The 24695-nt window shown below is 51.4% G+C and carries 26 protein-coding genes; 21 read left to right on the forward strand and 5 right to left on the reverse strand.

Annotation, left to right across the window (positions count from 1 at the left end; all coding sequences use genetic code 11):
• Positions 1–305: 305 nt before the first annotated feature.
• The 14 genes from metK to ruvX all read left to right on the forward strand — a co-directional run bounded on the left by metK (position 306) and on the right by ruvX (position 15111).
• On the forward strand, positions 306–1457 hold the full coding sequence (metK, locus tag ETV65_RS11745) for a methionine adenosyltransferase (RefSeq protein ID WP_129953026.1): 1152 nt from the start codon (positions 306–308) through the stop codon (positions 1455–1457).
• 525 nt (positions 1458–1982) lie between these two features.
• A complete protein-coding gene (locus tag ETV65_RS11750; protein WP_276320336.1) occupies positions 1983–2618 on the forward strand; it encodes a fimbria/pilus periplasmic chaperone in 636 nt (211 codons plus the stop codon).
• An 88-nt stretch (positions 2619–2706) separates the two neighbouring features.
• On the forward strand, positions 2707–3210 hold the full coding sequence (locus ETV65_RS11755; protein ID WP_129953028.1) for a CS1 type fimbrial major subunit: 504 nt from the start codon (positions 2707–2709) through the stop codon (positions 3208–3210).
• Between the two features lie 88 nt (positions 3211–3298).
• Positions 3299–5995, forward strand: coding sequence for a TcfC E-set like domain-containing protein (locus ETV65_RS11760; RefSeq protein WP_129953029.1), 2697 nt, complete (start codon positions 3299–3301; stop codon positions 5993–5995).
• Positions 5992–7092: a CfaE/CblD family pilus tip adhesin gene (locus ETV65_RS11765; protein WP_129953030.1), complete on the forward strand. Its 1101-nt coding sequence runs from the start codon at positions 5992–5994 to the stop codon at positions 7090–7092. Before ETV65_RS11760 ends, ETV65_RS11765 begins: the two co-directional genes overlap by 4 nt.
• Before the next feature lie 85 nt (positions 7093–7177).
• The gene (locus ETV65_RS11770; protein WP_129953031.1) at positions 7178–8338 is read left to right on the forward strand and encodes a CfaE/CblD family pilus tip adhesin; all 1161 of its coding nucleotides are present in this window, start codon (positions 7178–7180) and stop codon (positions 8336–8338) included.
• Positions 8339–8359: 21 nt separating this feature from the next.
• Positions 8360–9103, forward strand: a complete 744-nt coding sequence (locus ETV65_RS11775; protein WP_129953032.1) for a fimbria/pilus periplasmic chaperone — start codon at positions 8360–8362, stop codon at positions 9101–9103.
• Positions 9104–9411: 308 nt separating this feature from the next.
• Positions 9412–10806 carry a sugar porter family MFS transporter gene (locus ETV65_RS11780; protein ID WP_015698489.1) on the forward strand — a complete coding sequence of 465 codons (1395 nt, stop codon included), beginning with the start codon at positions 9412–9414 and terminating at the stop codon, positions 10804–10806.
• A gap of 75 nt (positions 10807–10881) precedes the next feature.
• Positions 10882–11403: a SprT family zinc-dependent metalloprotease gene (locus tag ETV65_RS11785; protein ID WP_129953320.1), complete on the forward strand. Its 522-nt coding sequence runs from the start codon at positions 10882–10884 to the stop codon at positions 11401–11403.
• Between the two features lie 93 nt (positions 11404–11496).
• On the forward strand, positions 11497–12210 hold the full coding sequence (endA, locus tag ETV65_RS11790; protein ID WP_129953033.1) for a deoxyribonuclease I: 714 nt from the start codon (positions 11497–11499) through the stop codon (positions 12208–12210).
• Positions 12211–12297: 87 nt separating this feature from the next.
• The gene (gene rsmE, locus ETV65_RS11795; RefSeq protein ID WP_129953034.1) at positions 12298–13029 is read left to right on the forward strand and encodes a 16S rRNA (uracil(1498)-N(3))-methyltransferase; all 732 of its coding nucleotides are present in this window, start codon (positions 12298–12300) and stop codon (positions 13027–13029) included.
• A gap of 11 nt (positions 13030–13040) precedes the next feature.
• The gene (gene gshB, locus ETV65_RS11800) at positions 13041–13991 is read left to right on the forward strand and encodes a glutathione synthase (protein ID WP_129953035.1); all 951 of its coding nucleotides are present in this window, start codon (positions 13041–13043) and stop codon (positions 13989–13991) included.
• 128 nt (positions 13992–14119) lie between these two features.
• Complete coding sequence (locus ETV65_RS11805) at positions 14120–14683, forward strand: YqgE/AlgH family protein (protein WP_129953036.1); 564 nt, start codon at positions 14120–14122, stop codon at positions 14681–14683.
• Positions 14683–15111, forward strand: a complete 429-nt coding sequence (gene ruvX, locus ETV65_RS11810) for a Holliday junction resolvase RuvX (protein ID WP_129953037.1) — start codon at positions 14683–14685, stop codon at positions 15109–15111. Before ETV65_RS11805 ends, ruvX begins: the two co-directional genes overlap by 1 nt.
• On the opposite strand, the gene ETV65_RS11815 is transcribed toward ruvX, so the two are convergent.
• Entirely contained in the window at positions 15102–16124 is a 1023-nt protein-coding gene (locus ETV65_RS11815; protein WP_129953038.1) for a type IV pilus twitching motility protein PilT, read from the reverse strand. The genes ruvX and ETV65_RS11815 overlap by 10 nt on opposite strands.
• A gap of 22 nt (positions 16125–16146) precedes the next feature.
• Between ETV65_RS11815 and ETV65_RS11820 the strand changes: the two genes are divergently transcribed.
• The 6 genes from ETV65_RS11820 (at position 16147) to hemW (ending at position 20467) form a co-directional block, all read left to right on the forward strand.
• Positions 16147–16884: a YggS family pyridoxal phosphate-dependent enzyme gene (locus tag ETV65_RS11820; RefSeq protein WP_129953039.1), complete on the forward strand. Its 738-nt coding sequence runs from the start codon at positions 16147–16149 to the stop codon at positions 16882–16884.
• A gap of 54 nt (positions 16885–16938) precedes the next feature.
• On the forward strand, positions 16939–17760 hold the full coding sequence (proC, locus tag ETV65_RS11825) for a pyrroline-5-carboxylate reductase (RefSeq protein WP_129953040.1): 822 nt from the start codon (positions 16939–16941) through the stop codon (positions 17758–17760).
• Positions 17761–17850: 90 nt separating this feature from the next.
• Positions 17851–18405 (forward strand): YggT family protein, encoded by a 555-nt coding sequence (locus tag ETV65_RS11830; RefSeq protein WP_112150889.1) that lies wholly within the window; start codon positions 17851–17853, stop codon positions 18403–18405.
• Positions 18390–18695, forward strand: a complete 306-nt coding sequence (gene yggU / locus ETV65_RS11835; RefSeq protein WP_129953041.1) for a DUF167 family protein YggU — start codon at positions 18390–18392, stop codon at positions 18693–18695. Before ETV65_RS11830 ends, yggU begins: the two co-directional genes overlap by 16 nt.
• Before the next feature lie 34 nt (positions 18696–18729).
• Positions 18730–19338 carry an XTP/dITP diphosphatase gene (locus ETV65_RS11840; RefSeq protein WP_129953042.1) on the forward strand — a complete coding sequence of 203 codons (609 nt, stop codon included), beginning with the start codon at positions 18730–18732 and terminating at the stop codon, positions 19336–19338.
• Entirely contained in the window at positions 19331–20467 is a 1137-nt protein-coding gene (gene hemW, locus ETV65_RS11845) for a radical SAM family heme chaperone HemW (protein ID WP_129953043.1), read from the forward strand. The genes ETV65_RS11840 and hemW overlap by 8 nt, the downstream gene beginning before the upstream one ends.
• A gap of 88 nt (positions 20468–20555) precedes the next feature.
• On the opposite strand, the gene ETV65_RS11850 is transcribed toward hemW, so the two are convergent.
• The 4 genes from ETV65_RS11850 to trmB form a co-directional block, all read right to left on the reverse strand.
• Entirely contained in the window at positions 20556–21290 is a 735-nt protein-coding gene (locus ETV65_RS11850; protein ID WP_129953044.1) for a DUF2884 domain-containing protein, read from the reverse strand.
• Between the two features lie 24 nt (positions 21291–21314).
• Positions 21315–22241: a glutaminase B gene (gene glsB, locus ETV65_RS11855; RefSeq protein WP_129953045.1), complete on the reverse strand. Its 927-nt coding sequence runs from the start codon at positions 22239–22241 to the stop codon at positions 21315–21317.
• A 76-nt stretch (positions 22242–22317) separates the two neighbouring features.
• A complete protein-coding gene (locus tag ETV65_RS11860; RefSeq protein WP_129953046.1) occupies positions 22318–22644 on the reverse strand; it encodes a YggL family protein in 327 nt (108 codons plus the stop codon).
• On the reverse strand, positions 22644–23363 hold the full coding sequence (gene trmB / locus ETV65_RS11865; RefSeq protein ID WP_129953047.1) for a tRNA (guanosine(46)-N7)-methyltransferase TrmB: 720 nt from the start codon (positions 23361–23363) through the stop codon (positions 22644–22646). The genes ETV65_RS11860 and trmB overlap by 1 nt, the downstream gene beginning before the upstream one ends.
• Before the next feature lie 252 nt (positions 23364–23615).
• On the opposite strand from trmB, the gene mutY reads away from it, so the two are divergent.
• A complete protein-coding gene (gene mutY / locus ETV65_RS11870; RefSeq protein ID WP_129953048.1) occupies positions 23616–24674 on the forward strand; it encodes an A/G-specific adenine glycosylase in 1059 nt (352 codons plus the stop codon).
• The last annotated feature ends 21 nt before the right edge of the window (positions 24675–24695 follow it).

Here is a 24695-nt window from a genome sequence, read left to right on the forward strand (position 1 = left end):
AATTGCAAAATGAAAATGTGGTGTAAATAGTTTCAGGCCGTGAATATCACTGCAAACCCGCACAATAACACCCACTCTGTCACAAAAATGACTGGCATTCGGGACACCTGCTATCCTAAAATAGCCGTCCAGATGTTAATCCGTCCACACGCATGGGTGGTTTAACGCGCAAACTGCTTCAAGGCTTTGCCTAATGGGGACATGCAGGACGCATTGCGACAATGGCGAGCTCCGCTCCTCATCTGCCCGTCACCCCAGTGCTATGCAGTGATATCTAACCCGTCGTATGTAAGGTAAAGAACATAATGGCTAAACACCTCTTCACGTCCGAATCCGTTTCGGAAGGACATCCAGATAAAATTGCTGACCAGATTTCCGATGCCGTACTGGACGCAATTTTAGAGCAAGACCCAAAAGCACGTGTTGCATGTGAAACTTATGTCAAAACCGGCATGGTCCTGGTTGGCGGTGAAATCACCACCAGCGCATGGGTCGACGTTGAAGAAATCACACGTCAGACTGTTCGCGAAATTGGCTATATCCATTCTGACATGGGTTTCGATGCCAATTCCTGTGCAGTGCTGAGCGCTATCGGTAAGCAATCACCGGATATCAATCAGGGCGTTGACCGTACTGATCCGCTGGAACAAGGCGCGGGTGACCAGGGGCTGATGTTTGGTTATGCGACCAACGAAACCAGCGTACTGATGCCAGCACCTATTACTTACGCACACCGTCTGGTGCAGCGTCAGGCTGAAGTGCGTAAATCAGGCACGTTACCGTGGCTGCGCCCTGATGCCAAAAGCCAGGTCACTTTCCAGTATGACGAAGGCAAAATCGTCGGCATCGATGCAGTCGTACTGTCTACCCAGCATTCAGAAGACATCTCGCTGAAAGATTTGCAGGAAGCGGTGATGGAAGAAATCATCAAACCTGTGTTGCCAGCAGAATGGCTGAACGCCGGTACCAAATATCATATTAACCCGACCGGCCGTTTCGTTATCGGCGGCCCGATGGGTGACTGCGGTCTGACCGGTCGTAAAATTATCGTGGATACTTACGGCGGCATGGCCCGTCACGGTGGTGGTGCGTTCTCTGGTAAAGATCCGTCGAAAGTTGACCGTTCAGCGGCTTACGCAGCACGTTATGTGGCAAAAAACATCGTGGCTGCTGGTCTGGCTGACCGTTGTGAAATTCAGGTGTCCTACGCGATTGGCGTGGCGGAACCGACTTCCATCATGGTGGAAACCTTCGGCACCGGTAAAGTTTCCAATGAACAACTGACCCTGCTGGTACGCGAGTTCTTCGACCTGCGCCCATACGGTCTGATCCAGATGATGGATCTGTTACACCCAATCTACAAAGAAACCGCAGCCTACGGTCACTTTGGTCGTGAACATTTCCCTTGGGAAAAAACCGACAAGGCCGCTCAGTTGCGCGAAGCCGCTGGTTTATAAGAAACCCGGGCGTCATAAAATCTCTTCAACCCCGCCGCAAGCGGGGTTTTTTATTGATTTTTAAATAAAAACAAACCGCGTAGGTTTATATTAATTTAACTTAATCCATCATGTAGATAAGCGAATAATTCAAATAAAACACCCATTTTTATTTAACAAGTCAGGGTGAATAAGCAGGAAGGAAAATAAAAACCCTGTGTAATCAAAAAAATAAAAACCGCATGAGATGTTATTATTTTGTAAACATTATTTTTAGTTAAACAGATAACACAAATAGCTAATTTCTATACCATTGACCTGAACATTCATTGAATCTATTATTCACCCCATCGAAACAGTCAAAACAAATACTTACTCAAAGGGAATGAACGAAATACTTTTCCGGATAACGTTTAATTAAATATTGAGAAAATGACCATGCCCTTAACGAAATTAAAATCCCTGATAATGATTTTAGCGGCCGCCCCATTATTTTTTTCCGCATTATCATTTGCAGGAATAAGCGTTTACCCTATTTCTGTCCCGATGAAAAAAAACGGCGCTGCACAAATTAGCGTAACAACAAACTCCGACACCACGGAGTATGTGAAAACGACCGTAAAAAAAATTAATAACCCTGGCACATCTCAGGAAAATGAAATTATCCTAAATCAGTCATCGGGCCAGGGTATTATTGTCACACCCGCGAAATTTGGACTGGCGCCTGGCACCACCCGAATTATACGTCTGATTAATATTCAGCAACCCCCAACAGAAGAAGCGTACCGCGTTTATTTTGAAGGCGTTCCGGCACCGAATAATAGCAATGACAAAAATGAACCCAAAGGCGCGGCTAAACTCGGCATCAGCATGATCTGGGGCGTACTGGTTAACGTGCCACCCGCTGCCCCGCGACTGGATTTCACACTAAACCCCGTCAGCCGCGAGGTCAGTAATACCGGCAATATTCATCTGAAGATTAACAGCATCGGTTTATGTCCTCAGCAACTCACTGATGACGGATGTCAATGGAGTAAACCGGTAAAGAACAGTATTTATCCTAATCAGCACGCCACATTAGACCCTGCCTTATTTAAAGGGAATAATTACCGCGTAGTGAAAGTGAAATATTTCAACTGGACAGATAAGAAAACCGGCGTAAAAGAATTCAGTGCAAAGTAAATATTATTATTTTTCACTGAGAAATTAGTAACACCCTTGTTATAAAAATGCATATTGACATGCACCCTCTACATTAAGGAATTAAACAATGAAATCCGTTATCAAGCCACTGATAGCAACCATGATCATGGGTATGGCAATTAACGCTTATGCTGTTCAGAAAGATATTACTGTAACTGCAAACGTTGATGCCACTTTAGATATGACGACTGACACCGGTGGAATTTTACCTTCCACGATGGAAATGAATTATAAGCCTGGCATAGGTCTGGAATCCGTTTCACAGATGACCAAAATATTTTCCAACGATGCTGAAAAAGATGTGAATATTAATCTGGCCGGTAGTCCGCAATTGATGGATACCGTAGGGACTAATCCCAATATCCCCCTGACCGTAAAATACGGTGACCTGACACTGACTCAGGCTCAGCAGACCATGACCGCAACCACGCTGTTCCCGAATGGTGATACCGCTAATGGTTCCATCATCCAGCCTCTTAAAGTCAGCCAGACCGCACAGTCACCTGTTGCTTCCGGTAACTACAGCGGCGTTGTCAGCGTTGTGCTGACTCAGGCAACCGTAACGCCATAAGTGATCACGCGTCTGAATCACTCCACATCGGCCTGTTAATCAGGCCGATTCTTTTCCACTCATCAGATTTTTGAATAAAGGAAAAATAATGAACTCAAATCTGAAAGTGTCTCTCTGCTTTCTGGCCATTCATTTTGCTTTATTCAGCAATCTTGCTTTTGCAGACTCCGGCGTTCCGCCGGGGTTCGAAGAACTGGTCTCGGGCCAGAACATCTGGCTGAACGTCAATCTGCTCGGTCAGTCGGCCGGATTATTTGAAGCCAACGTCACGCTGGAAACCGTACAGTTTAAAGATCCGCAGGCAGTCCTGACCGCACTGAACCTGCCACTAAAACCCGGCACGCCGGATTATCAAAAAATACTGGCAACCTTATCTGCACCGCTTGCACGACATGGCAACCTGGCCTGTGACAGCAATGCGGACGCCAAAGGATGCGGTTATCTGGAAACTGATTCGGTGGCCCTCATTTATGATGAAAATAACAGCGCAGCCGACCTTTTTGTCAGCAAAACACTGGTGCCTGATGCTGATAAAAAAGCCCTTTATTATACCCCGACAGCGCAGACGGAAAATGCGTTAATTCATCAGCAAACGCTGAATGTGGCGGCACAGGATGAATACCAGAGTCTGTCTTTACAGGGCTCCGGCGCACTGGGCGTGCTGACCAACGGTTACGTGGGTTTTGACTGGTCACTCGACTCTTACAAAAGTGACGACAGTGACAGCCAGACAGTGTCAGTGGATGATTTCTATTTCCGTCAGAGTTTGGGCAAACGCCATTACGTGCAGGCCGGACGTATGGATTCGCGTGATCTCTCCGGCAATCTCGGCGGCAATATTACCTTCGCGCTGTTACCGCTAAATGCGATTGACGGCATCCGCGCCGGGAGTTCCCTGAGCTACCTGAACCTTGAAGAGGCCAGCAAAGGTTCGCCGCTGGTGCTGCTGCTTTCCAGTAAATCCCGCGTCGATGCCTATCGTGGTAATCAGTTGCTGGGCACTTTCTACCTTAATAACGGTTCGAATACGCTGGATACCGGTAGCTTCCCCAACGGAAGCTACGCGGTCACCCTGAGAATTTATGAAAATAACCAGCTGGTACGTACCGAGACTCAGCCTTTTACGAAAACGGGCGGGATCGGCGACGGGCATCTGCAATGGTTTTTACAGGCGGGCGAAACGGCAGACAATCACGTTGTTCGCACCACCGGTGACGATGAAAACGACAGCACACCGCGTAAACCTGTAATGCAAGCCGGGGCCCGCCTGCCGGTAGTTGCCGAAGTCACGGCCACTGCGGGTATCGCCAATACAGATAATGAAAGCTACGGCGAAGCGGGTCTGCAATGGACTCACGGCTTTAACGGAAAAGTGATCGACGGCGTGCTGGATATGCAGGCCAATATGTTTAGCGGCACCGAAGGTTCGAAAGGTAACGTTGAACAAATCAGTTATAACGACGGCTTTTCCATGAGCGTTTATCGCAATGCCGCTTACGGTAAAAGCTGCACCAGTGCGGATGTCAGCCAGTACGATTACGCTGATATTGGATGTTACGAATCCGTCAGCGGTACTCTTTCCGTGCCGGTCAAAGGTTGGTCAGCCTCGCTGGGATACACGTACAATAAAAATACCAGTCTCTCGCCGGATTCTTCATCGTACGATCCTTCAAAGCCTTTTGAAGACAACATGATTAACCACACCGAATCGCAGAGTACATCTAAAACCCTGCAACTGAGTCTCAACAAAAGTTTCACCTGGAAACAGATGACCGTCACCACGCGGTTTGGCGGATATCGTCGCGAAAGCAGCAGCAACAGTGATAATGACAAGGGTATATATATCGGTTTTTCACTGTCACGGAACACGCCGAAAGATGCGCAGTTACGCAGCAGCAATACTTCCTTCAGCACCGATTATCAGGGCAGCCAGAATGGCGATGCGCAGATGACCTACAACGCCAGCCAGAACTGGGACTGGGGGAGTAACAATGAGCGCGAACTGGGTATTGATATGGGGGGTACGGATACTGACAACGCTAACGCCTCGGTTCATGGCCGTCTCAACGGGCAATACGGCGATGGCGAACTGACCGTTTCCGACAGCTATGATAATCAGCAAAAAACCCATCAGGGAGCGGTAACCGGCAGCTACAGCTCTTCAGTTGCGGTATCTACATCCGGCTTCTTCTGGGGGCCAGGCGGTACCGGCTTACCGGGTGCTGCGGTAGCCGTGAAGGTGAAAGGCAGTAATGAAGAAGATGCCGATGCCGCAGATGACGCGCTGATCGACGTTTCAGTTCAGGGCGGCGGTGGCGCCAAAATGAAACAAAACAGTAAAGCCCTGTTCCCGGTGACCGGTTTTGAAGAAGGCAAAGTGACCGTCGATGAAAGCCGTGACGTCAGTCCCGGTAGCCAGGCCAGCATTACGCAGGGCGCGGGCAGCCAGAATTTATTCCTTCTGCCGGGGAAAATGAAAGTGCGCGAAGTGAAAATGGAATCCCGTTACACCTACGTCGGCCAACTGGTTACGGCGACAGGTGAACCGATTAATAAAGGCAGTATGCTCAATGCCAGCGCGTTCAGTTCTTCAGAAGATGGCGGATTCACGGCAGAAATGACCTCTCAGGCGAAAAGTTTGTATGTCCGTAATGGCGATAAGAATTATCAATGCGCAGTAAACGTACAGTCGAGCCGTGATGTGGTGCGTTATGTGGGTAAAACCCTGTGTAAACCGATTCAGTTTGCGGATTTGCCAGAAAATATACAGAAGAAAAACAAATGAAACTTATCCCGTTTTTTACATCATTAGTTCTGCTATGCCTCCCGTTGATGATGGTATCAAATGCCCATGCAGATCGGGTTGAGCCAACGGGGCGTGATACGACCATTACAACCACTTTCGATAAGTCTGCTCCGCCGTCAAAGCTCGATATCTGGAAAGAAGAAAGTGGAGGCTACGATACAGACAATCCAAGTCTGTGGGCGAGAAATTCATGGGTGTGCCTCTCTTCAAGCTCACCTGAGAACGGGCAATGCCGCACCACTCCAGTCTGGGGTGGGAATGGTATCCAATCGATACCCATACTATTTCGCGAAAAACGAAGCCATTTAACACAAATAATTAATATTAGCGGCTCACACACCCTCCCTTCTTGTGGCGTTCATCTCAGTGATGCAGCTTTATATTGTACCGGAGACTATGAAACAAAAGCTGATTTTTATATCAATGCTGCCGACCTCGCCAAACTGCCTGTTGGCGGAGTCTGGCAGGCCGAGTTCAAAGTTGTACTGATGCAATGGGATAGTCCAAGAAATTATCCTTTAGCAGACTGGAACGCTCATATCACCCTCAATGTTACCGACAATAATAACCAGCAAATTTATTTGCCCGAATTTGGCCAGGCTGCACCACACGTAGATCTTAACATGCGCCCGCTGCCGGGTACGCAGGGCAACCAGGCACAAATGAATGGCGCTGCTAATATTGATATGTGTCTGTACGATGGTTATGGCTCAAACAGCACCAGTTTTACCCTGAAATTTGATGATCAACAGCAGGGGACAATTCAGCGTAATAACGGCTATTTTTCTATTTACTCGGATCACGGCGACGTTAATCAGGATTCGGGTCGCATTGATTATTACGTGAAAATGCAAGCCCCCGACGGTAAATATGTCAGCATCATACGTGGCGAGGATCTGGTCATCCCTAATATTCAGACAGCCCGCGTCCGGCCGGTGCACCTTCCGGGGATCCCGCAGGCGGTATTATGCATACCTGCGCCACTGGAATTAAGTACCAAGACTCTGGATATCAACAGCAAACAAGCCGGGCATTATACCGGACACCTGATTGTGAATTTTACCTCGCAGCTTTAGGTAAAGGGGGATCCCGCAACGCCGGAATAAAAGCAGGCCATTACTGAGAAGATGACGTGCCCGTCAGAAAATACCTGGGAATAAAATGAAACTCACCACTTGTCTGACATCATTACTGCTCCTGCTCAGTACTTCGTTACTGACAATGCCAGGCGCGTATGCGGAGCGGGTAGAACCTACAGGGCGTGATACCCCCGTTATCGCAACATTTGATAAATCATCGCCACCTGCACAACTTGATATCTGGAAGGATGAAAGTGGCGGTTATGATTCCGATAACGATCCGTTATGGGGAAGAAATACCTGGATTTGCTTATCGTCTTCAAATCCTGTCAACGGTGAATGTAGCACCTCCGTCACCGGCGTTGTAAATGGCAATACGACCATCCCTGTTATTTTTACCGAAAAAAGAAGCCATTTAACGCAAATCATAAATCTCACGGGTTATCACGATATTTATACGACAACCGGCAATGCATGCGGTGTTAGCCCAAAACAGCCGTGGGGAGGTCCATACCAGGTTTACGCGGGGATGCAAGCAAACTGTAATGATGGGGAGGCTAATGATGAATCAAAACTGAGTGTGTATGTAACCAGCCAGGAACTCAGCAAACTTCCTTCGGGTGGTATCTGGGAAGCCAATTTAAAAATGAGTCTGATGCAGTGGAGTCCGCGGATTAAACTTGCCGACTGGAACGCCCGTATCACCCTCAACGTCACTGACAATAATAACCAGCAGATCTATTTACCCGAATTTGGCCAGGCTGCGCCGCTGGTGAATTTAAATATGCGCCCGCTTCCAGGCAACGGCATTAACAAAATATCTGTTATCGGTAGCGCGAGTATTGATGTCTGTCTGTACGATGGTTACAACGCCAACAGCAGCGCGTTTATGTTAACGATAAACGATAATTATACCGGTCAGGGAAACCGAACAATGATGGATTTTTCTTTGGTCCGTGAGGGAGGCAATGCGAGTAATGACAGAGATCGTATTGATTATGTAGTTGATATTCTCAACCCTGATACCAACACGATACAGACCGTAGCGCGTGGAACACAGATGACGTTCACCAAAATACAGCAGGCTCACATACGTCAGGTACATTTGCCGGGTCTCCCCCAACCCGTGATCTGCGTGCCGGCTCCTCTCACATTGAGTACCCAAATGTTCGAGATTAATAGTAAAAATGCCGGCGGATATCGGGGAACGCTTGAGCTTAATTTCACACCGTCGCTTTATTAACCTCACAGAAGGCCTATTCGCATGCTGCAAAATCCCGGGCTCACCTCTGGCCTCAAAATACTCTCACTGGCGACCCTGGCGGTTCCGGTCTTATGTTCTGCCAATATCACCGTTTCACCGATGAAAGTCATACTTAACGATCAGCATGCCGCCGCTCTGGTGATCAGTTCTAAAAGTGAAACAACTCAGTACATTCAGGGAAAAATCAACGAGGTGCATAACCCCGGTACATCTGAAGAAAATGAAACGCCTGCGCCGCAGGGAACATCCAACAGTCTGGTGGTCTCGCCACTAAAATTTGGCTTACCCGCCGGTAACAACCAGCCGGTAAGGATCGTAGTTCTCGGCGACAGCAATGAAGAAAAAATCTACCGCGTACATTTTCAGTCTCTGACACCGGAAGAATTTAAAAACACAGGCAGTAACAAAAACTTCACCAGCGACCTGAGTCTGACCATCGTATGGGGCGTGGTGGTCATGGTGCCACCCGCCAAACAGACTGCAAAACTGGGATGGGATGCGTCCGCTCAGGAAATAACCAACACCGGCAATATCCACCTTCTGGTAAATCGCATCGGGTTGTGTGCCAGCGACAAACCTGAGGCGCAATGTCAGTGGAAAGTTCTGAAAAAAAACGTCTATCCGGGTAAACCTTTCCCGCCCGGGCTTTCTTTTCCCGGTTCAGTTTCTTCCGAAAATGTGAGGATTGAGTATTTCAACGATTACACTCAACGGCAGGAAACGGAAAATTACCCTCTCAGATAATAGCGATAATGAAAACGGTTACAGGCAATAATTCATTATTAATTAACAAGTTATTTTCATATGTAAAAGTTTGATACACAGTATTGATTGATATAAATCAATTTGTAAGCTATTAATCTTAGGTGCCTTCCCTTCCTGTTACGCTATCCGTTTGAAACCCTTAAAAAACAAGTCACCCGACCACCCCTATTAGTGTAAACGATTACAACACTGTGACGGGGCTCACGTTAAGCCGTGTGCAGGGTTAATAACATAACAGCCTAAGCATTATTACAAACTCAACACGATTGCATTATTTTGGAGACCGGATGAATAACTCAACATCGACGAAAGGAAAGCGCTCAAACAAAAGCGTCACTTTCTTTGTCTGTTTTCTCGCTGCCCTTGCCGGACTGCTGTTCGGCTTAGATATCGGCGTCATCGCTGGTGCCCTGCCCTTCATCAGCCATGATTTTCAGATAACCAACCACCAGCAAGAATGGGTGGTCAGCTCAATGATGTTTGGTGCCGCCGTCGGTGCTGTCGGCAGCGGCTGGCTGAACTTCCGTCTGGGCCGTAAATTCAGTCTGATGATCGGCGCGATCCTGTTCGTGGTCGGCTCCCTCTGTTCAGCCTTTGCACCTAACGCAGAAATCCTGATTGTCGCCCGCGTTCTGCTGGGTCTGGCGGTGGGGATTGCCTCTTATACCGCGCCGATTTATCTCTCCGAAATTGCACCGGAGAAAATCCGCGGCAGTATGATTTCGATGTACCAGCTGATGATCACCATCGGTATTCTGGCGGCGTATCTGTCTGATACTGCGTTCAGCTATACCGGGGCATGGCGCTGGATGCTGGGCATCATCACCATTCCGGCATTGCTGTTACTGGTCGGTGTCTTCTTCCTGCCGGACAGCCCGCGCTGGCTGGCTGCCCGTGGCGATGATGGAAAAGCGCGCCGCGTACTGGAGAAACTGCGTGATTCCAGCGAACAGGCGAAACGCGAGCTGGATGAAATCCGTGAAAGCCTGAAAGTAAAACAAAGCGGCTGGGGGTTATTCACCAATAACAAGAACTTCCGTCGTGCGGTCTACCTCGGCATTCTGTTGCAGGTGATGCAGCAGTTCACCGGTATGAACGTGATCATGTACTACGCACCGAAAATTTTCGGGATTGCCGGTTTCGCCAGCACCTCTCAGCAGATGTGGGGCACGGTAATTGTCGGTCTGGTGAACGTGCTTGCGACCTTTATTGCCATTGGTCTGGTTGACCGCTGGGGTCGTAAACCGACGCTGAAACTGGGCTTCCTGGTGATGGCGGTAGGGATGGGCGTGCTCGGTACCATGCTGCATATTGGTGTGGAATCCGATGCGGCGAAATACTTCTCCATCGCTATGCTGCTGATGTTTATCGTCGGTTTTGCGATGAGTGCCGGCCCGCTGATCTGGGTACTGTGTTCTGAAATTCAGCCGCTGAAAGGCCGCGATTTTGGTATCACCGTCTCCACCGCAACGAACTGGATCGCCAACATGATTGTCGGCGCGACCTTCCTGACCATGCTCGACAGCCTCGGCAATGCCAACACCTTCTGGGTGTATGCAGCGCTGAATGTCGTGTTCATCTTCATTACCATTGCGCTGATCCCTGAGACCAAAAACGTCTCGCTGGAACATATCGAACGCAATCTGATGAAAGGTGAAGCACTGCGCGACATCGGTAAGTAAGCGTTTCCTTCCTCCCCTGCAAAGGGGAGGAATTCCATATTGCATCTCTTCCCCGCCAGATTTATCCTTCGCCTGATGAAAACCACACGTCTCCCCATTGCCCTGCAACAAGCCGTTATGCGCTGCCTGCGGGAAAAGCTCCTGATGGCAAATCAGTTTTTTGGCACCGATTATACGGAGCCGGAGATAAGCTATCAGCAACGCGGTACCAGCGCGGGAAGCGCGTATCTGCAACACTGGCAAATCCGGCTTAATCCGGTGCTGCTGATGGAAAATCAGCAACCCTTTATCGACGAAGTTGTTCCGCATGAACTGGCCCATTTACTGGTCTACCGCCGCTTTGGCCGCGCGCCTGCGCCGCATGGTAAAGAGTGGCGCTGGATGATGGAACATGTGCTGGGTGTGTCAGCGAGCAGAACACACAAGTTCGAAGTCGCGTCCGTACAAAGTAAAACCTATCCGTATATATGCGCCTGTCGTGATCACCGGCTTACCGTGCGGCGCCACAATAAAGTAATGCGAAAAGAGTCGGAGTATCGCTGCCGTCATTGCGGTGAACTGTTACGTTTTAACGCTAACGGCAGTACTAATTGCTGATTTATCAACCACTCATTAGCAGCAAAGTCCCATTGTCACGACGCCTTTCATCCGTTACCCTTCCGGCCTTTTAGTTTCGGGGCTTTCAGAAATATGTTTCGTAAAAAGTTCTTATCTTTTCTGTTTATCGGTGCGCTGGCACCGCTGAGCGCGTTCAGCCAGTCCGGCAATGCCATTAATAATTTCAGTCAGGCCAAGGCCGCCGCTGTTAAAATCAATCAGGGCGCGCCAACATTTTATTGCGGCTGCACTATCCACTGGCAAGGGAAAAAAGGCACACCGGATCTGCAATCCTGCGGCTACGCAGTACGTAAAAGTGAACAACGCGCCAACCGGATCGAATGGGAACATGTGGTTCCCGCCTGGCAATTCGGCCACCAGATGCAATGCTGGCAGGATGGCGGGCGCAAAAATTGCGCAAAAAGTGCCAGCTATCGCCAGATAGAAACCGACCTGCATAATCTTGAACCAGCCATTGGCGAAGTGAACGGCGACCGCAACAATTTTATGTACAGTCAGTGGAACGGGGGTGAAGGTCAGTATGGCCGCTGCGAAATGAAAATCGACTTTAAAGCCAAAGCCGCTGAGCCGCCAGCCCGCGCCCGGGGCGCTATCGCACGTATTTATTTCTACATGCGTGACCAGTATAAATTGAATTTATCCCGCCAGCAGACGCAGTTGTTTACCGCATGGGATCGCCAGTATCCGGTGACCGCCTGGGAATGCGAACGCGACAACCGTATTGCCAATGTGCAAGGCAATCATAACCCTTACGTTCAGCAGGCTTGCGCGCAAAGAAAAAGCTAACCTACTATAGAGCACAATAGTCAGCGACAGGGCTGGCAACAGTTGCCAAAATAGCCCACATCAACATTTTAAGGACAGCAGCCATACATGCGCATACCCCGCATTTATCATCCGGAAATCCTGACCGCACGTAGCGAAATTGCGCTCAGTGAAGATGCCGCTAACCACGTCGGACGCGTTCTGCGTATGCAGCCCGGTCAGGCGATTCAGCTTTTTGATGGCAGCAACCAGGTCTTCGAAGCCAGCATCACTCAGGTTGATAAGAAGAGCGTGCGCGTCAGTCTGAACGAAGGCGTGCTGGCAGATAATGAATCCCCGCTTAATCTGCATCTTGGCCAGGTGATATCGCGTGGCGAGAAGATGGAATTCACCATCCAGAAATCCATCGAGCTGGGCGTCAATACTATTACCCCGCTGTTTTCAGAACGTTGTGGTGTAAAACTTGACGGTGAACGTCTGGAGAAAAAATTGCAGCAGTGGCAGAAAATTGCCATCGCGGCCTGCGAACAATGCGGCCGTAACCGTATCCCGGAAATTCGCCCGGCGATGCAGCTTGAAGCCTGGTGTGGCGAACAGGACGATAGCCTGAAGCTGAACCTGCATCCGCGCGCCAGCCACAGTATTAATACCCTGCCGCTGCCGGTGAGCCATGTTCGCCTGCTGATTGGCCCGGAAGGCGGTTTATCCGCTGACGAAATTGCAATGACCTCCGGCTACGGATTTACTGATATCCTGCTGGGACCCCGTGTTCTGCGTACAGAAACCACAGCACTCACCGCGATAACGGCCTTACAGGTTCGTTTCGGCGATCTGGGTTAAGAGGAAACCAAATGATTAAGCTTGGCATCGTGATGGATCCGATCTCTTCCATCAACATTAAAAAAGACACCAGTTTCGCTATGTTGCTGGAAGCGCAGAGTCGTGGTTATGAACTGCATTACATGGAAATGAATTCCCTGTATCTGCGCAGCGGCGAAGGCCGTGCGACCACTAAAAAACTCAGCGTGAAGCAGGATTACGACGGCTGGTATGAGTTTGGGACAGAGCAGGATATCGCCCTGCAGGAACTTGACGTCATCCTGATGCGTAAAGATCCCCCTTTCGATACCGAATTTATTTATGCCACGTATATCCTCGAACGTGCCGAAGAAAAAGGCACGCTGATCGTCAACAAACCACAAAGTCTGCGCGACTGTAACGAGAAGCTGTTCACCGCATGGTTCCCGGAACTGACGCCGGATACGCTGGTGACCCGCAATGCAGCGCAGCTGAAAGCCTTCCATAAAGAACACACCGACGTGATCCTCAAGCCGCTCGACGGCATGGGCGGCGCTTCGATTTTCCGTCTGAAACCGGAGGATGCGAACGTCTCAGTGGTGATTGAAACCCTGACCGAACATGGCAGCCGTTTCTGCATGGCACAAAACTATCTGCCTGCAATCAAAGACGGTGATAAGCGTGTTCTGGTGGTCGACGGCGAACCGGTACCTTACTGCCTGGCGCGTATTCCCGCACAAGGCGAAACCCGCGGTAATCTGGCGGCTGGCGGCCGTGGTGAAGCACGCCCGCTGAGCGAAAGTGACTGGGCAATAGCCCGCACCGTAGCCCCTGTACTCAAACAAAAGGGCCTGATTTTTGTTGGTCTGGATATTATCGGCGATCGCCTGACGGAAATTAACGTCACCAGTCCGACCTGCGCACGTGAAATCGAAGCCGCCTTCCCGATTTCCATCACAGGCATGCTGATGGACGCCATCGAGAAACGTCTGGCTGAAAAGTAAGCGCAGATTAACATCGGTAAACGGGTTGTTCAGCATTGCTGGATAACCCGCTTTTTTTGGCAAGCCTGACGTAATAAACTGGCCTGCCTGCACTGATATCTATTCTGAGGTTAAACATCCTGCATAACATGAATCTACAACACCACTTTCTTATTGCGATGCCTGGCCTGGATGAACCCCAGTTCAAACGTTCGGTCGTGTACATCTGCGAGCACAATGAAGACGGCGCCATGGGCCTGGTGATTAACAAACTGGTCGACGATTTTACGGTTGAAAACGTGCTCGACAAACTGGACATCACACCCGAACCCCGTGATCTGAGCATTCGTCTTGATCGCCCGGTTTTTTCCGGTGGCCCGCTGGCAGACGATCGCGGTTTCATTTTGCATACGCCGCGCGAAGGTTTTGGCTCCAGCATCCGTATCTCTGACAGCACCATGATCACCACCTCCAAAGATGTACTGGAAACACTGGGCACCCCCGCTCAGCCGAAAGATGTGCTGGTGGCGCTGGGCTATGCCGCCTGGGAACAGGGCCAGCTGGAAAAAGAATTGCTGGAGAATTCGTGGCTGACCATTGAAGCAAACAGCGACATTCTGTTCCGTACACCGATTGCTGACCGCTGGCGAGAAGCGGCGAAAATGATCGGCGTTGACGTCGGGCAACTGGCCACCCACGCGGGGCATGCATAATGGCAAACCGCACGGTTTTTGCTTTCGACTTTGGTACTAAAAGTATTGGTCTGGCTATTGGCCAGGAAGTGACCGGCACCGCCCGCCCGCTGACCTCATTTAAAGCGCAGGACGGCACACCAGACTGGCAGAAAATCGAAAAGTTGCTGAAAGAATGGTTGCCGGATCTGGTGGTTGTGGGTTTACCGCTAAATATGGACGGCACAGAACAACCCCTGACGGCCCGTGCACGTAAATTTGCCAACCGTCTGCATGGCCGTTTTGGCGTCCAGGTTGAACTGCATGACGAACGTCTGAGCACCGTCGAAGCCCGTGCTGATTTGTTCGATCGCGGCGGTTTTCGTGCGCTGGATAAAGGCAGCGTGGATGCTGCTTCCGCCGTCATTATTCTGGAAAGCTGGTTCGAGAAACAATGGAATCACTCCTGATTTTCCGCCAGTAATCCTGCACATTGCCGCTGCTGACGGCTTTGTGCAAACGTCTGCATTCCGGCCTGTACACCGGTTTGCAGGATATCCGCCAGCTGATGGTTTTTTCCTTCGCGAATTAAATTGCACACAGCAGGCGTGGACGTCAGTACTTCAAACAGCGCTACCCTTCCCGTTTTTTTACCGTCTTTTTCTGCCGACACCGCCAGTTTTTGCGCAATCACGGCCCGCAGGCTGCCCGCCAGTTGCGCACGGACAAACGCTTTTTCTTCAGCCGGAAATACATCAACCAGCCGGTCAATCGCCTGCGTGGCGTTGCGCGCATGCAGTGTTGCGAGAACCAGATGTCCGGTTTCCGCCGCCGTCAGCGCCAGCCGGATACCCTCGGTGTCGCGCAACTCACCAAGCAGCAAAACATCCGGGTCTTCACGCAGCGCACCGCGTACGGCTTCGCCAAATGAACGCGTATGCAGCCCGAGTTCACGCTGCTGAATCAGGCATTGCCTGCCCGTGTGAATAAGCTCGATCGGATCTTCAAGAGTAATAATATGGCGCTTCACATGGCGGTTGAGATGATCAATCAGCGCGGCAAGGGTGGTAGATTTCCCGCTGCCTGTCGCGCCGGTGACCAAAATCAGGCCGTCTTCCTGCATAATGACGCGTTGCAAGATATCTGGCGCCAGCAAAGCGGCCAGTTCAGGACAACGGGCAGGCACCGGTCTGAGTGCCGCAGAAAGCCCGTGCAGTTGCTGAAAGATATTGATCCGTACCCGTATGCCATCGCCCAGTGAAAGCGCTTTATCCACCTGCCCGGCCTGCTGTAAAGCATACTGCTCCGTCGCATCCAGCCACTCACGGGTCAGCCCCAGCATCTGCGAGGCATCGACCACCGGCAGATCTTCACAGCGGCATAATTCTCCGTCAATGCGTAACACTGGCGGATAGCCAGTACAAAGGTGCAGATCTGAGGCATTTTGCTTTACACTACGTCCCACTAATCCATCAATATCCATGTTGAAATCCTCCTGAGTCCCTATGAGCCTTAGTCAGCAAAACGCTATTGAGCAGAACTTACAGAATGTCCGTGAGAAAATCGCCACAGCTGCACACCTTTGCGGCAGACCTTCAGAAGAAATTACCCTGCTTGCAGTGAGCAAAACAAAACCTGCGAGCGCTGTCGAAGAAGCTATTGCCGCCGGACAACTCGCGTTTGGCGAAAACTACGTGCAGGAAGGCGTTGATAAGATTGCCCACTTTGCCGGACATCAGCCCGCGCTGACCTGGCACTTTATCGGGCCGCTGCAATCGAATAAGAGCCGCCTGGTGGCGGAGAATTTCGACTGGTGCCATACCATTGATCGCCTGAAAATCGCCCAGCGACTGAACGAACAGCGTCCGGCCGGGTTACCGCCTTTGCAGGTGCTGATTCAGGTAAACATCAGTGATGAAGCCAGCAAATCCGGCATCGCAATCGGTGATATTGCAGAGCTGGCCCGCCAGATTATGACGATGCCTCACCTGTCATTGCGCGGTCTGATGGCCATCCCGGCAGTGGAAACGGATTATGCGCGACAGCTTGAAGTGTTCGGCAAAATGCGTGAGGCACTGAAAGATTTGCAACGTATTTGTCCGCTGGCCGATACGCTGTCGATGGGGATGACCGATGATATGCCTGCAGCGATTGCGGCTGGCAGCACGATGGTTCGCATCGGGACCGCCATTTTCGGTGCCCGTGATTACGGCGTAAAACAGTCATCGTTATCTTTGGATTGACTGCTTTACTCTTGATAGGCTCAATTCAGCCCCCATTAAAAGCAAGGAGCATGAATGCAACATCGCAAAATCAGTTTTATCGGCGCCGGTAATATGGCGGGCGCAATTATTTCCGGCCTGGTCGAAAGCGGCTATCCGGCACATCTCATCAGCGTTTGTGCCCCGTCCACCACGCATCGCGATGCGCTGGCTGAAAAATATGGCGTACAAAGCAGCAGCGATAACAGCGGCTGTGCAAAAGAGGCAGATGTAGTGGTTTTGTCCGTAAAACCACAGATGATGGCCGATGTGTGTAAAGCACTGCAAAAAGACGTGGATTTTAGCGACAAGCTGGTACTGTCGATTGCCGCAGGCGTCAGCGTGGCGCGTTTTTGCGAGTTGCTGGGAGAAAATCTGAATATTGTGCGCATTATGCCCAACACGCCCTCCCTCGTCGGGAAAGGCATGAGTGGCCTGTACGCGCCTGTTCAGGTATCTCAGGCAGACCGTGATTACAGTGGCGAACTGATGACCGCCGTCGGCAAAATTTGCTGGGTCGATACCGAAGAAGGTATTAACCATGTGATTGCCGCCGCAGGCAGCGCACCGGCGTATTTCTTCCTGTTTATGGAAGCCATGCAGGCCGAAGCGCAGCGTCTGGGTTTCAGCGCTGAAACCGCACGGATGCTGGTTGAGCAAGCTGCCAGCGGTGCCAGCGCCTTAGTAGCCACCAGCCCGGACACGCCATTGTCACAACTTCGTGAGAATGTGACATCCAAAGGCGGTACGACGTTTGAGGCGCTGAAGGTTTTCACCGACCGTAAATTACCGGAGATTGTTTCCGAAGCCATGCAGGCCGCCATTGCCCGTGCGCAGGAAATGGAAAAACTGTTCTGACAAGAACGAATAATAAAATATGACTGTCTAAAATCATTCGCGTTGCGGCAACGCAGAAGCAACCCGAAAGACGAAGGGCATAGGAGAATTATGTTAACGCTGACTTTTCTGGTCAAAACACTGATTGATCTCTACGTGATGGTTCTGCTGCTGCGCATCTGGATGCAATGGGCACGTACAGATTTTTATAACCCGTTCTCACAGTTCGTGGTGAAGATTACTCAGCCCGTTATCGGACCTTTGCGCCGGATTATTCCGCCGCTGGGCCCGATTGACAGTGCAAGCCTGTTGCTGGCTTTTATCCTTTGCACGATCAAATTTCCGCTGCTGTTGCTTATCCAAAGTGGTGCCATCTTCTTTGGTCTGAGCAGCTTGCTGATTGGCCTGATAGGGCTGGTCAAAGCCGCGGGTTATCTGGTGTTCTGGCTGGTGATTATCCGCTCTCTGATGAGCTGGGTGAGCCAGGGACGCGGGCCGATGGATTACCTGTTGATGCAACTGACCGAACCGCTGATGGCACCCATCCGCCGCATCCTTCCGGCCATGGGGGGAATTGATTTCTCGGCGATGGTCGTGATTCTGATCCTGTATATGCTGAATTATCTCGGTATGGATTTGCTGGGTGCACTGTGGTTCCAGCTTTAAGTCCGGCGTTCTGGCAATCCGATGCGCTGGTTTTGCGGCTGGTTATCCAGCCCAAAGCCAGCCGCGACAGCCTGGTGGGTTTGCATGGCGATGAACTGAAAGTCGCCATCACTGCCCCGCCGGTGGACGGCCAGGCCAATACGCATCTGGTGAAATTTCTTTCAAAACAGTTTAAAGTCGCCAAAAGTCAGATAAGCATCGAAAAAGGCGAGCTGGGCCGCCATAAACAAGTCCGCATTACGAATCCGCAAAATATCCCGACCGAGGTCGCGGTACTGCTCGCTGAATAACTTCAAGTCAGATTCATTTCAGGACATTATTTTTATGAAGAAAGTCGTTTTAGCTACCGGCAATGCCGGTAAAGTGCGTGAACTCGCGCATCTTCTGGCTGATTTCGGCCTGGACGTGGTGGCGCAAACCGAACTGGGCGTCGAATCCGCTGAAGAAACCGGCCTGACGTTTATCGAGAACGCCATCCTGAAAGCCCGCCATGCAGCGGCTGTCACCGGTTTGCCGGCCATTGCCGATGACTCCGGCCTGGCGGTGGATTTTCTCGGTGGCGCGCCGGGGATTTACTCCGCCCGCTACGCAGGCGCTGACGCCAGCGATCAGCAGAACCTCGATAAATTGCTGGTGGCACTGAAAGATGTGCCCCAGGGCCAGCGCAACGCGCAATTCCACTGCGTTCTGGTGTATATGCGCCACGCAGAAGACCCGACGCCGCTGGTGTGCCACGGCAGCTGGGCGGGCGAAATTACCTTTGCTGAAGCAGGCGAAGGCGGCTTTGGTTATGACCCGATTTTCTTCGTACCGGAACTGGGGAAAACCGCTGCAGAACTGACCCGCGAAGAAAAAAGCGCAGTTTCCCACCGGGGTCAGGCACTGAAACTGCTGCTTGCCGCGATGAAAGAGGCTGTACAGAAGAATGCGTAAGTTGCCGCCGCTGAGTCTCTACATTCATATTCCGTGGTGCGTGCAAAAATGCCCTTACTGCGATTTCAACTCGCACGCGTTAAAGGGTGAAGTGCCGCATGACGATTATGTCGCGCATCTGCTGGCCGATTTGGATGCCGACCTGCATCTGGTTGGCGGGCGCAGTGTGGGGACGATTTTTATCGGCGGCGGAACCCCCAGCCTGCTGAGCAGCGAAGCCATGCAGACCCTGCTCGACGGCGTCCGGGCGCGTTTGCCGCTTGATGCCAATGCTGAAATCACCATGGAAGCTAACCCCGGCACCGTCGAAGCCGACCGCTTCAGCGGCTATCAGCGCGCCGGTGTGAACCGTATTTCCATTGGCGTACAAAGTTTCGATGCGCAGAAACTGGAGCGTCTGGGGCGCATTCATGGGCCTGATGAGGCAAAGCGTGCGGCACATCTGGCGACCAGCCTGAATCTGCGCAGCTTCAATCTCGATCTGATGCACGGTTTGCCGGATCAGACACTGGAAGAAGCGCTGGACGATTTGCGCCAGGCTATCGCGCTTAATCCGCCGCATTTGTCGTGGTATCAGCTGACTATCGAGCCGAATACGATGTACGCCTCGCGTCCGCCTAAACTGCCGGATGACGACGCGCTGTGGGATATTTTCGAACAAGGTGATCAGTTACTGACCGCTGCCGGTTACCAGCAATATGAAACCTCGGCCTACGCTAAACCAGGTTATCAGTGCCAGCACAACCTCAACTACTGGCGCTTCGGCGATTATCTCGGCATCGGTTGTGGTGCGCATGGCAAGCTGACGCAGCCCGACGGGCAAATCCTGCGAACCGTGAAAACCAAACACCCTCGTGGCTATATGCAAGGACGCTACATGGACAAACAGCATCCGGTCGAAACTGAAGATTTGCCATTTGAATTCTTCATGAACCGTTTTCGTTTGCTGGAAGCGGCACCCCGCGAAGAGTTTGGTTTGTATACCGGGCTGGATGAATCGGTGATCCGTGCGCAGCTTGATGACGCGATCGCCAAAGAATATCTGCTGGAAACCGACACGCACTGGCAGATCACCGGCAAAGGGAAACTGTTCCTGAACTCACTGCTGGAGCTATTTCTGACTGAGTAAGCGGTAATATCGCGTAGAGCCAAAAAAGAAAAGGCCTTCCGGTTTATCACCGGAAGGCCTTTTTATGCCTGACGTTTGAAACTGACGATTATTGTTTCAAATCCGCCAGCAGGGCTTTGTGCTGAGTATCCAGATTCGTCACACGCTTACAGACGTCATCGCCAAAGGTTTTGAACTCTTTTTCCTGCTTGTTCCACTCTTCCTGAATGGCTTGCTGCAGGCCGCCAAGATTCCCCATCATTGCCTGCAGCGGATTTCCGCCGCTGGTCGCCTGTTTGAGGCCCATCTCGTTGATGCTGTCCTGCATCACACCGCCCATGGTTTGCTCCATCAGCTTCTGACCATTCTGCTTAACCTGATCCACAGCTTTATGGTGGAAGGTCAGGCCGTCAGTACGATGCTCGATGATGAGGTTCATTTGCTCTTTCAGTTTTTTATCGAGTGTCACCAGTCGGTTACGCACGTTGCTGTCGGTGCCCAGTTTCTCGACGATCACCCGGTCAACCGCCACGCGGCCTTTTTCAAGATGCGCCGTTGCTCCCTGATCAATCCACGGCAGGTCACGGCGTAAACCGGCCTGATAGTCGATTGCTTCCTGACGCTGTCTGGCGCTCAGGGTCATGTCTTTACCGTTGAGGGTCACGTTACCATTGGGGGTGATCAGCAAATCACCGCTGTTACCGACCACCTGAACGGTCTGCGGCTTGATGATCACGTCATCTTTAGGCTGTACGGCACATTGATAATCAGCCTGCGCGCTCCACGCGCTCAGCGCCAGCAATGCAGCAAGTCCGGCTTTTACCACTCCACTTTTTACTAACATGTACTCTCCCTTAAGACAGCAAACTCAAAAAATTGAACGGCCAATACGTTGCGCCAGTAATTCTAAGGCAGCAATACCTGCCAAAGAGTTCCCTGCCGCATCAAGTTCCGGCGACCAAACCGCGATACACATTTCCCCCGGCACGACGGCAATGATGCCACCGCCGACGCCGGATTTACCCGGCATTCCGACGCGATAAGCGAATTCACCCGCACCGTCGTACATTCCGCTGGTCACCATCATTGCATTAATCTGCCGCGCCTGGCGGGCATCGATGAGCGGTGTCTCGCTGCCGAGCGGATGGCCTTTATTGGCCAGATACACAAAGGTGCGCGCCAGTTCTTCACAACTCATCCGCAGTGCGCAGTAATGAAAATAGGTATGCAAAACGGTGATGACATCGTTGTCGAAATTACCAAAAGACTTCATCAGATAAGCAATAGCGGCGTTGCGGTCGGAATGCTCAAACTCGGAACGCGCAACGTGCCGATCGTAGTTGAGATCTGCCGATCCGGCCAGCTGACGTACCACTTCCAGCATTCTTTGCTTGGGTGCGGACAGACGGGTTTGCAGCATGTCGCAAACCACCAGCGCGCCCGGGTTAATAAACGGGTTACGCGGTTTTCCCTGCTCAAGCTCAAGCTGTACCAGGGAATTAAAGGGCTGCCCCGAGGGCTCTTTACCGACGCGCTGCCAGATTTCGCTTTCCTGATAGCGGGTCAGCGCCAGCGTCAGGCTGAGGACTTTAGAAATCGACTGGATCGAGAAACGCATCCCGGCATCACCGGCACGAAAGATTTCTCCTTTCGTGGTACACACGGCGATGCCTAAATGATCGGGGCTGACTTCCGCCAGCGCAGGAATATAACCGGCGACTTTACCGCGACCTATCAGCGGCCTGACCTGCGCAAGAATATCTTCCAGCAAATTGTTATCAAGTTCAGTACCCAATGCCCAGCCTCCAGATGTAACAAAGGTGCCTGTCAGAGGCACCTTTACATTCAGCGATCCTGCAGATCTGCGGGAATTAATCCCACCAGATATCAAACAACTCGCTGACTTCCACGTCTTCCATTTTATGGTCTTCTAACCATTTTTTGACCTGCGCGCGCTGTTCATCAGTGCAGTGACCGATGTCCTGACGGCAAACCAGACCTTCCCATTGCAGGTAACCACTGCCGTCAAAGGCCAGTTTGTTTGGCTCAATCACACCGTCAATGAATTTATCCAGGGATTCATCAATGGTTTCTACCGCGGTACCTTCCGGGAAACGCCATTTTACAGAGAAGCCCAGTTCCTGGAACTCGGCAATGTGTAACTTCTTACGTAAACGACGACTGCGATTCTTAGCCATTATTGCTTCCTCTCAAACATCAGATCCCATACGCCGTGGCCTAAACGCTGGCCACGCATTTCGAACTTGGTCACCGGGCGGGATTCCGGGCGCGGAACATAATTGTTTTCCTGCGACAGGTTCGCCCAGCTTTCTAAACCGGTCATGACTTCAAGCATGTGCTCTGCATACGGCTCCCAGTCGGTTGCCATATGGAACACGCCGCCTACTTTCAGTTTCCTGCGCAGCTTCTCAACGAACTCCGGCTGCACGATACGGCGCTTATTATGGCGCGCTTTGTGCCACGGGTCAGGAAAGAATAGCTGCACCATATCCAGCGAGCCATCCGGAATCATTTTTTCTAACACTTCGACTGCATCGTGGCACATCACGCGCAGGTTACTGACACCCTCTTCATGCGCGGTCGCAAGACAGGCACCGACGCCAGGCGAGTGAACTTCAATGCCGATGAAATTTTGGTCCGGGTTCTGTTTAGCCATGGTGACCAGCGACGTGCCCATTCCGAAACCGATTTCCAGCACAACCGGTGCACTGCGACCAAACAAGGCATCAATTGCCAGAGGTTCTGTCTGAAATTCCACGCCCATTACCGGCCAGAAGTTGTCCAGAGCGAATTGCTGGCCTTTCGTCAGGCGGCCCTGGCGGCGGACAAAACTACGAATACGGCGCATCGCGCGACCATTCTCGTCGAACTCCGGTGAAATGACGTCGTTTTTCATGGTGTTTCCACTCCGATTGGCAAGACGCGGTACCCGCGCGCGGATGCCTGTGCCTGGGTCACTGAATATAAGGAAAGGCGCATTATCCAAACTTACTCCCGATTAGCAAGGCTTGCGGGCAGGAAAACAGTCAATACTGAAATCGGCCACTAACTACTGTGCGTACAGTGCGGAAAGTTCCGGTTTACAGCCAGACGGCAACTGTGATGTGATCAGCCCCGTCTTTTAACCCTGCCGGACTGTAATTCACCCATGATGGAAGCCCCTTCTTTTTCGCCGCTGGTGCTCGAGTGGTATCAGCGCTATGGCCGCAAGACGCTGCCGTGGCAAATTGCCAAAACACCTTATAAAGTCTGGCTTTCAGAAGTGATGTTGCAGCAAACGCAGGTAGCGACTGTCATCCCGTATTTTGAACGCTTTATGGAACGTTTCCCGACGGTGTCAGATCTCGCCGCGGCACCGCTCGACGAAGTATTGCATCTGTGGACCGGCCTTGGCTATTACGCCCGTGCACGAAACCTGCATAAAGCGGCCCAAACTATTGCCAGCCAGCACGGCGGCGTATTTCCGACGACGTTTGATGAAATTCTTGCGCTGCCGGGCATTGGCCGTTCAACGGCGGGCGCCGTGTTGTCGCTGGCACTGAATCAGCATTACCCCATTTTAGACGGCAATGTGAAACGCGTGCTGGCCCGTTGCTACGCCGTTGACGGCTGGCCGGGCGAGAAAAAAACCGAAAATAAACTGTGGGCGATCAGTGAAGACGTCACGCCTGCCGAAGGCGTCGCACAGTTTAATCAGGCAATGATGGATCTGGGTGCCATGGTCTGTACCCGCAGCAAACCGAAATGCGAGTTATGCCCGGTGAAATCAGGTTGCGAAGCTTACGCACATCACAGCTGGGCAAAATACCCGGGTAAAAAACCCAAAACCACGTTACCGGAAAAAACGGCCTTTATGCTGATGATTCAGCAGGAAGATAAAGTCTGGCTGGAGCAGCGTCCGCCCGTCGGCCTGTGGGGCGGATTGTTCTGCTTCCCGCAATACCAGACCGAAGATGAACTCGCGCTGGGGCTGCAAAAATACGGTGTTACGCAAAATGCGTTACAGCAACAGACCGCTTTCCGTCACACTTTCAGCCATTTCCATCTGGATATCGTTCCGATGTGGTTAAATCTACGTTCTACGGCGGGTTGCATGGATGAAGGTGCGGGTCTCTGGTATAACTTAGCGCAACCACAATCCGTCGGGCTGGCCGCGCCGGTAGAACGTCTGCTGATACAATTAGCAAAGCAGACCGCTGGCAAATAACCGCCCTAAAAGAACGATCGA

It is taken from the genome of Rahnella sp. RFA10(1/100) (assembly GCF_004195115.1).
Lineage (GTDB): Bacteria > Pseudomonadota > Gammaproteobacteria > Enterobacterales > Enterobacteriaceae > Rahnella > Rahnella perminowiae.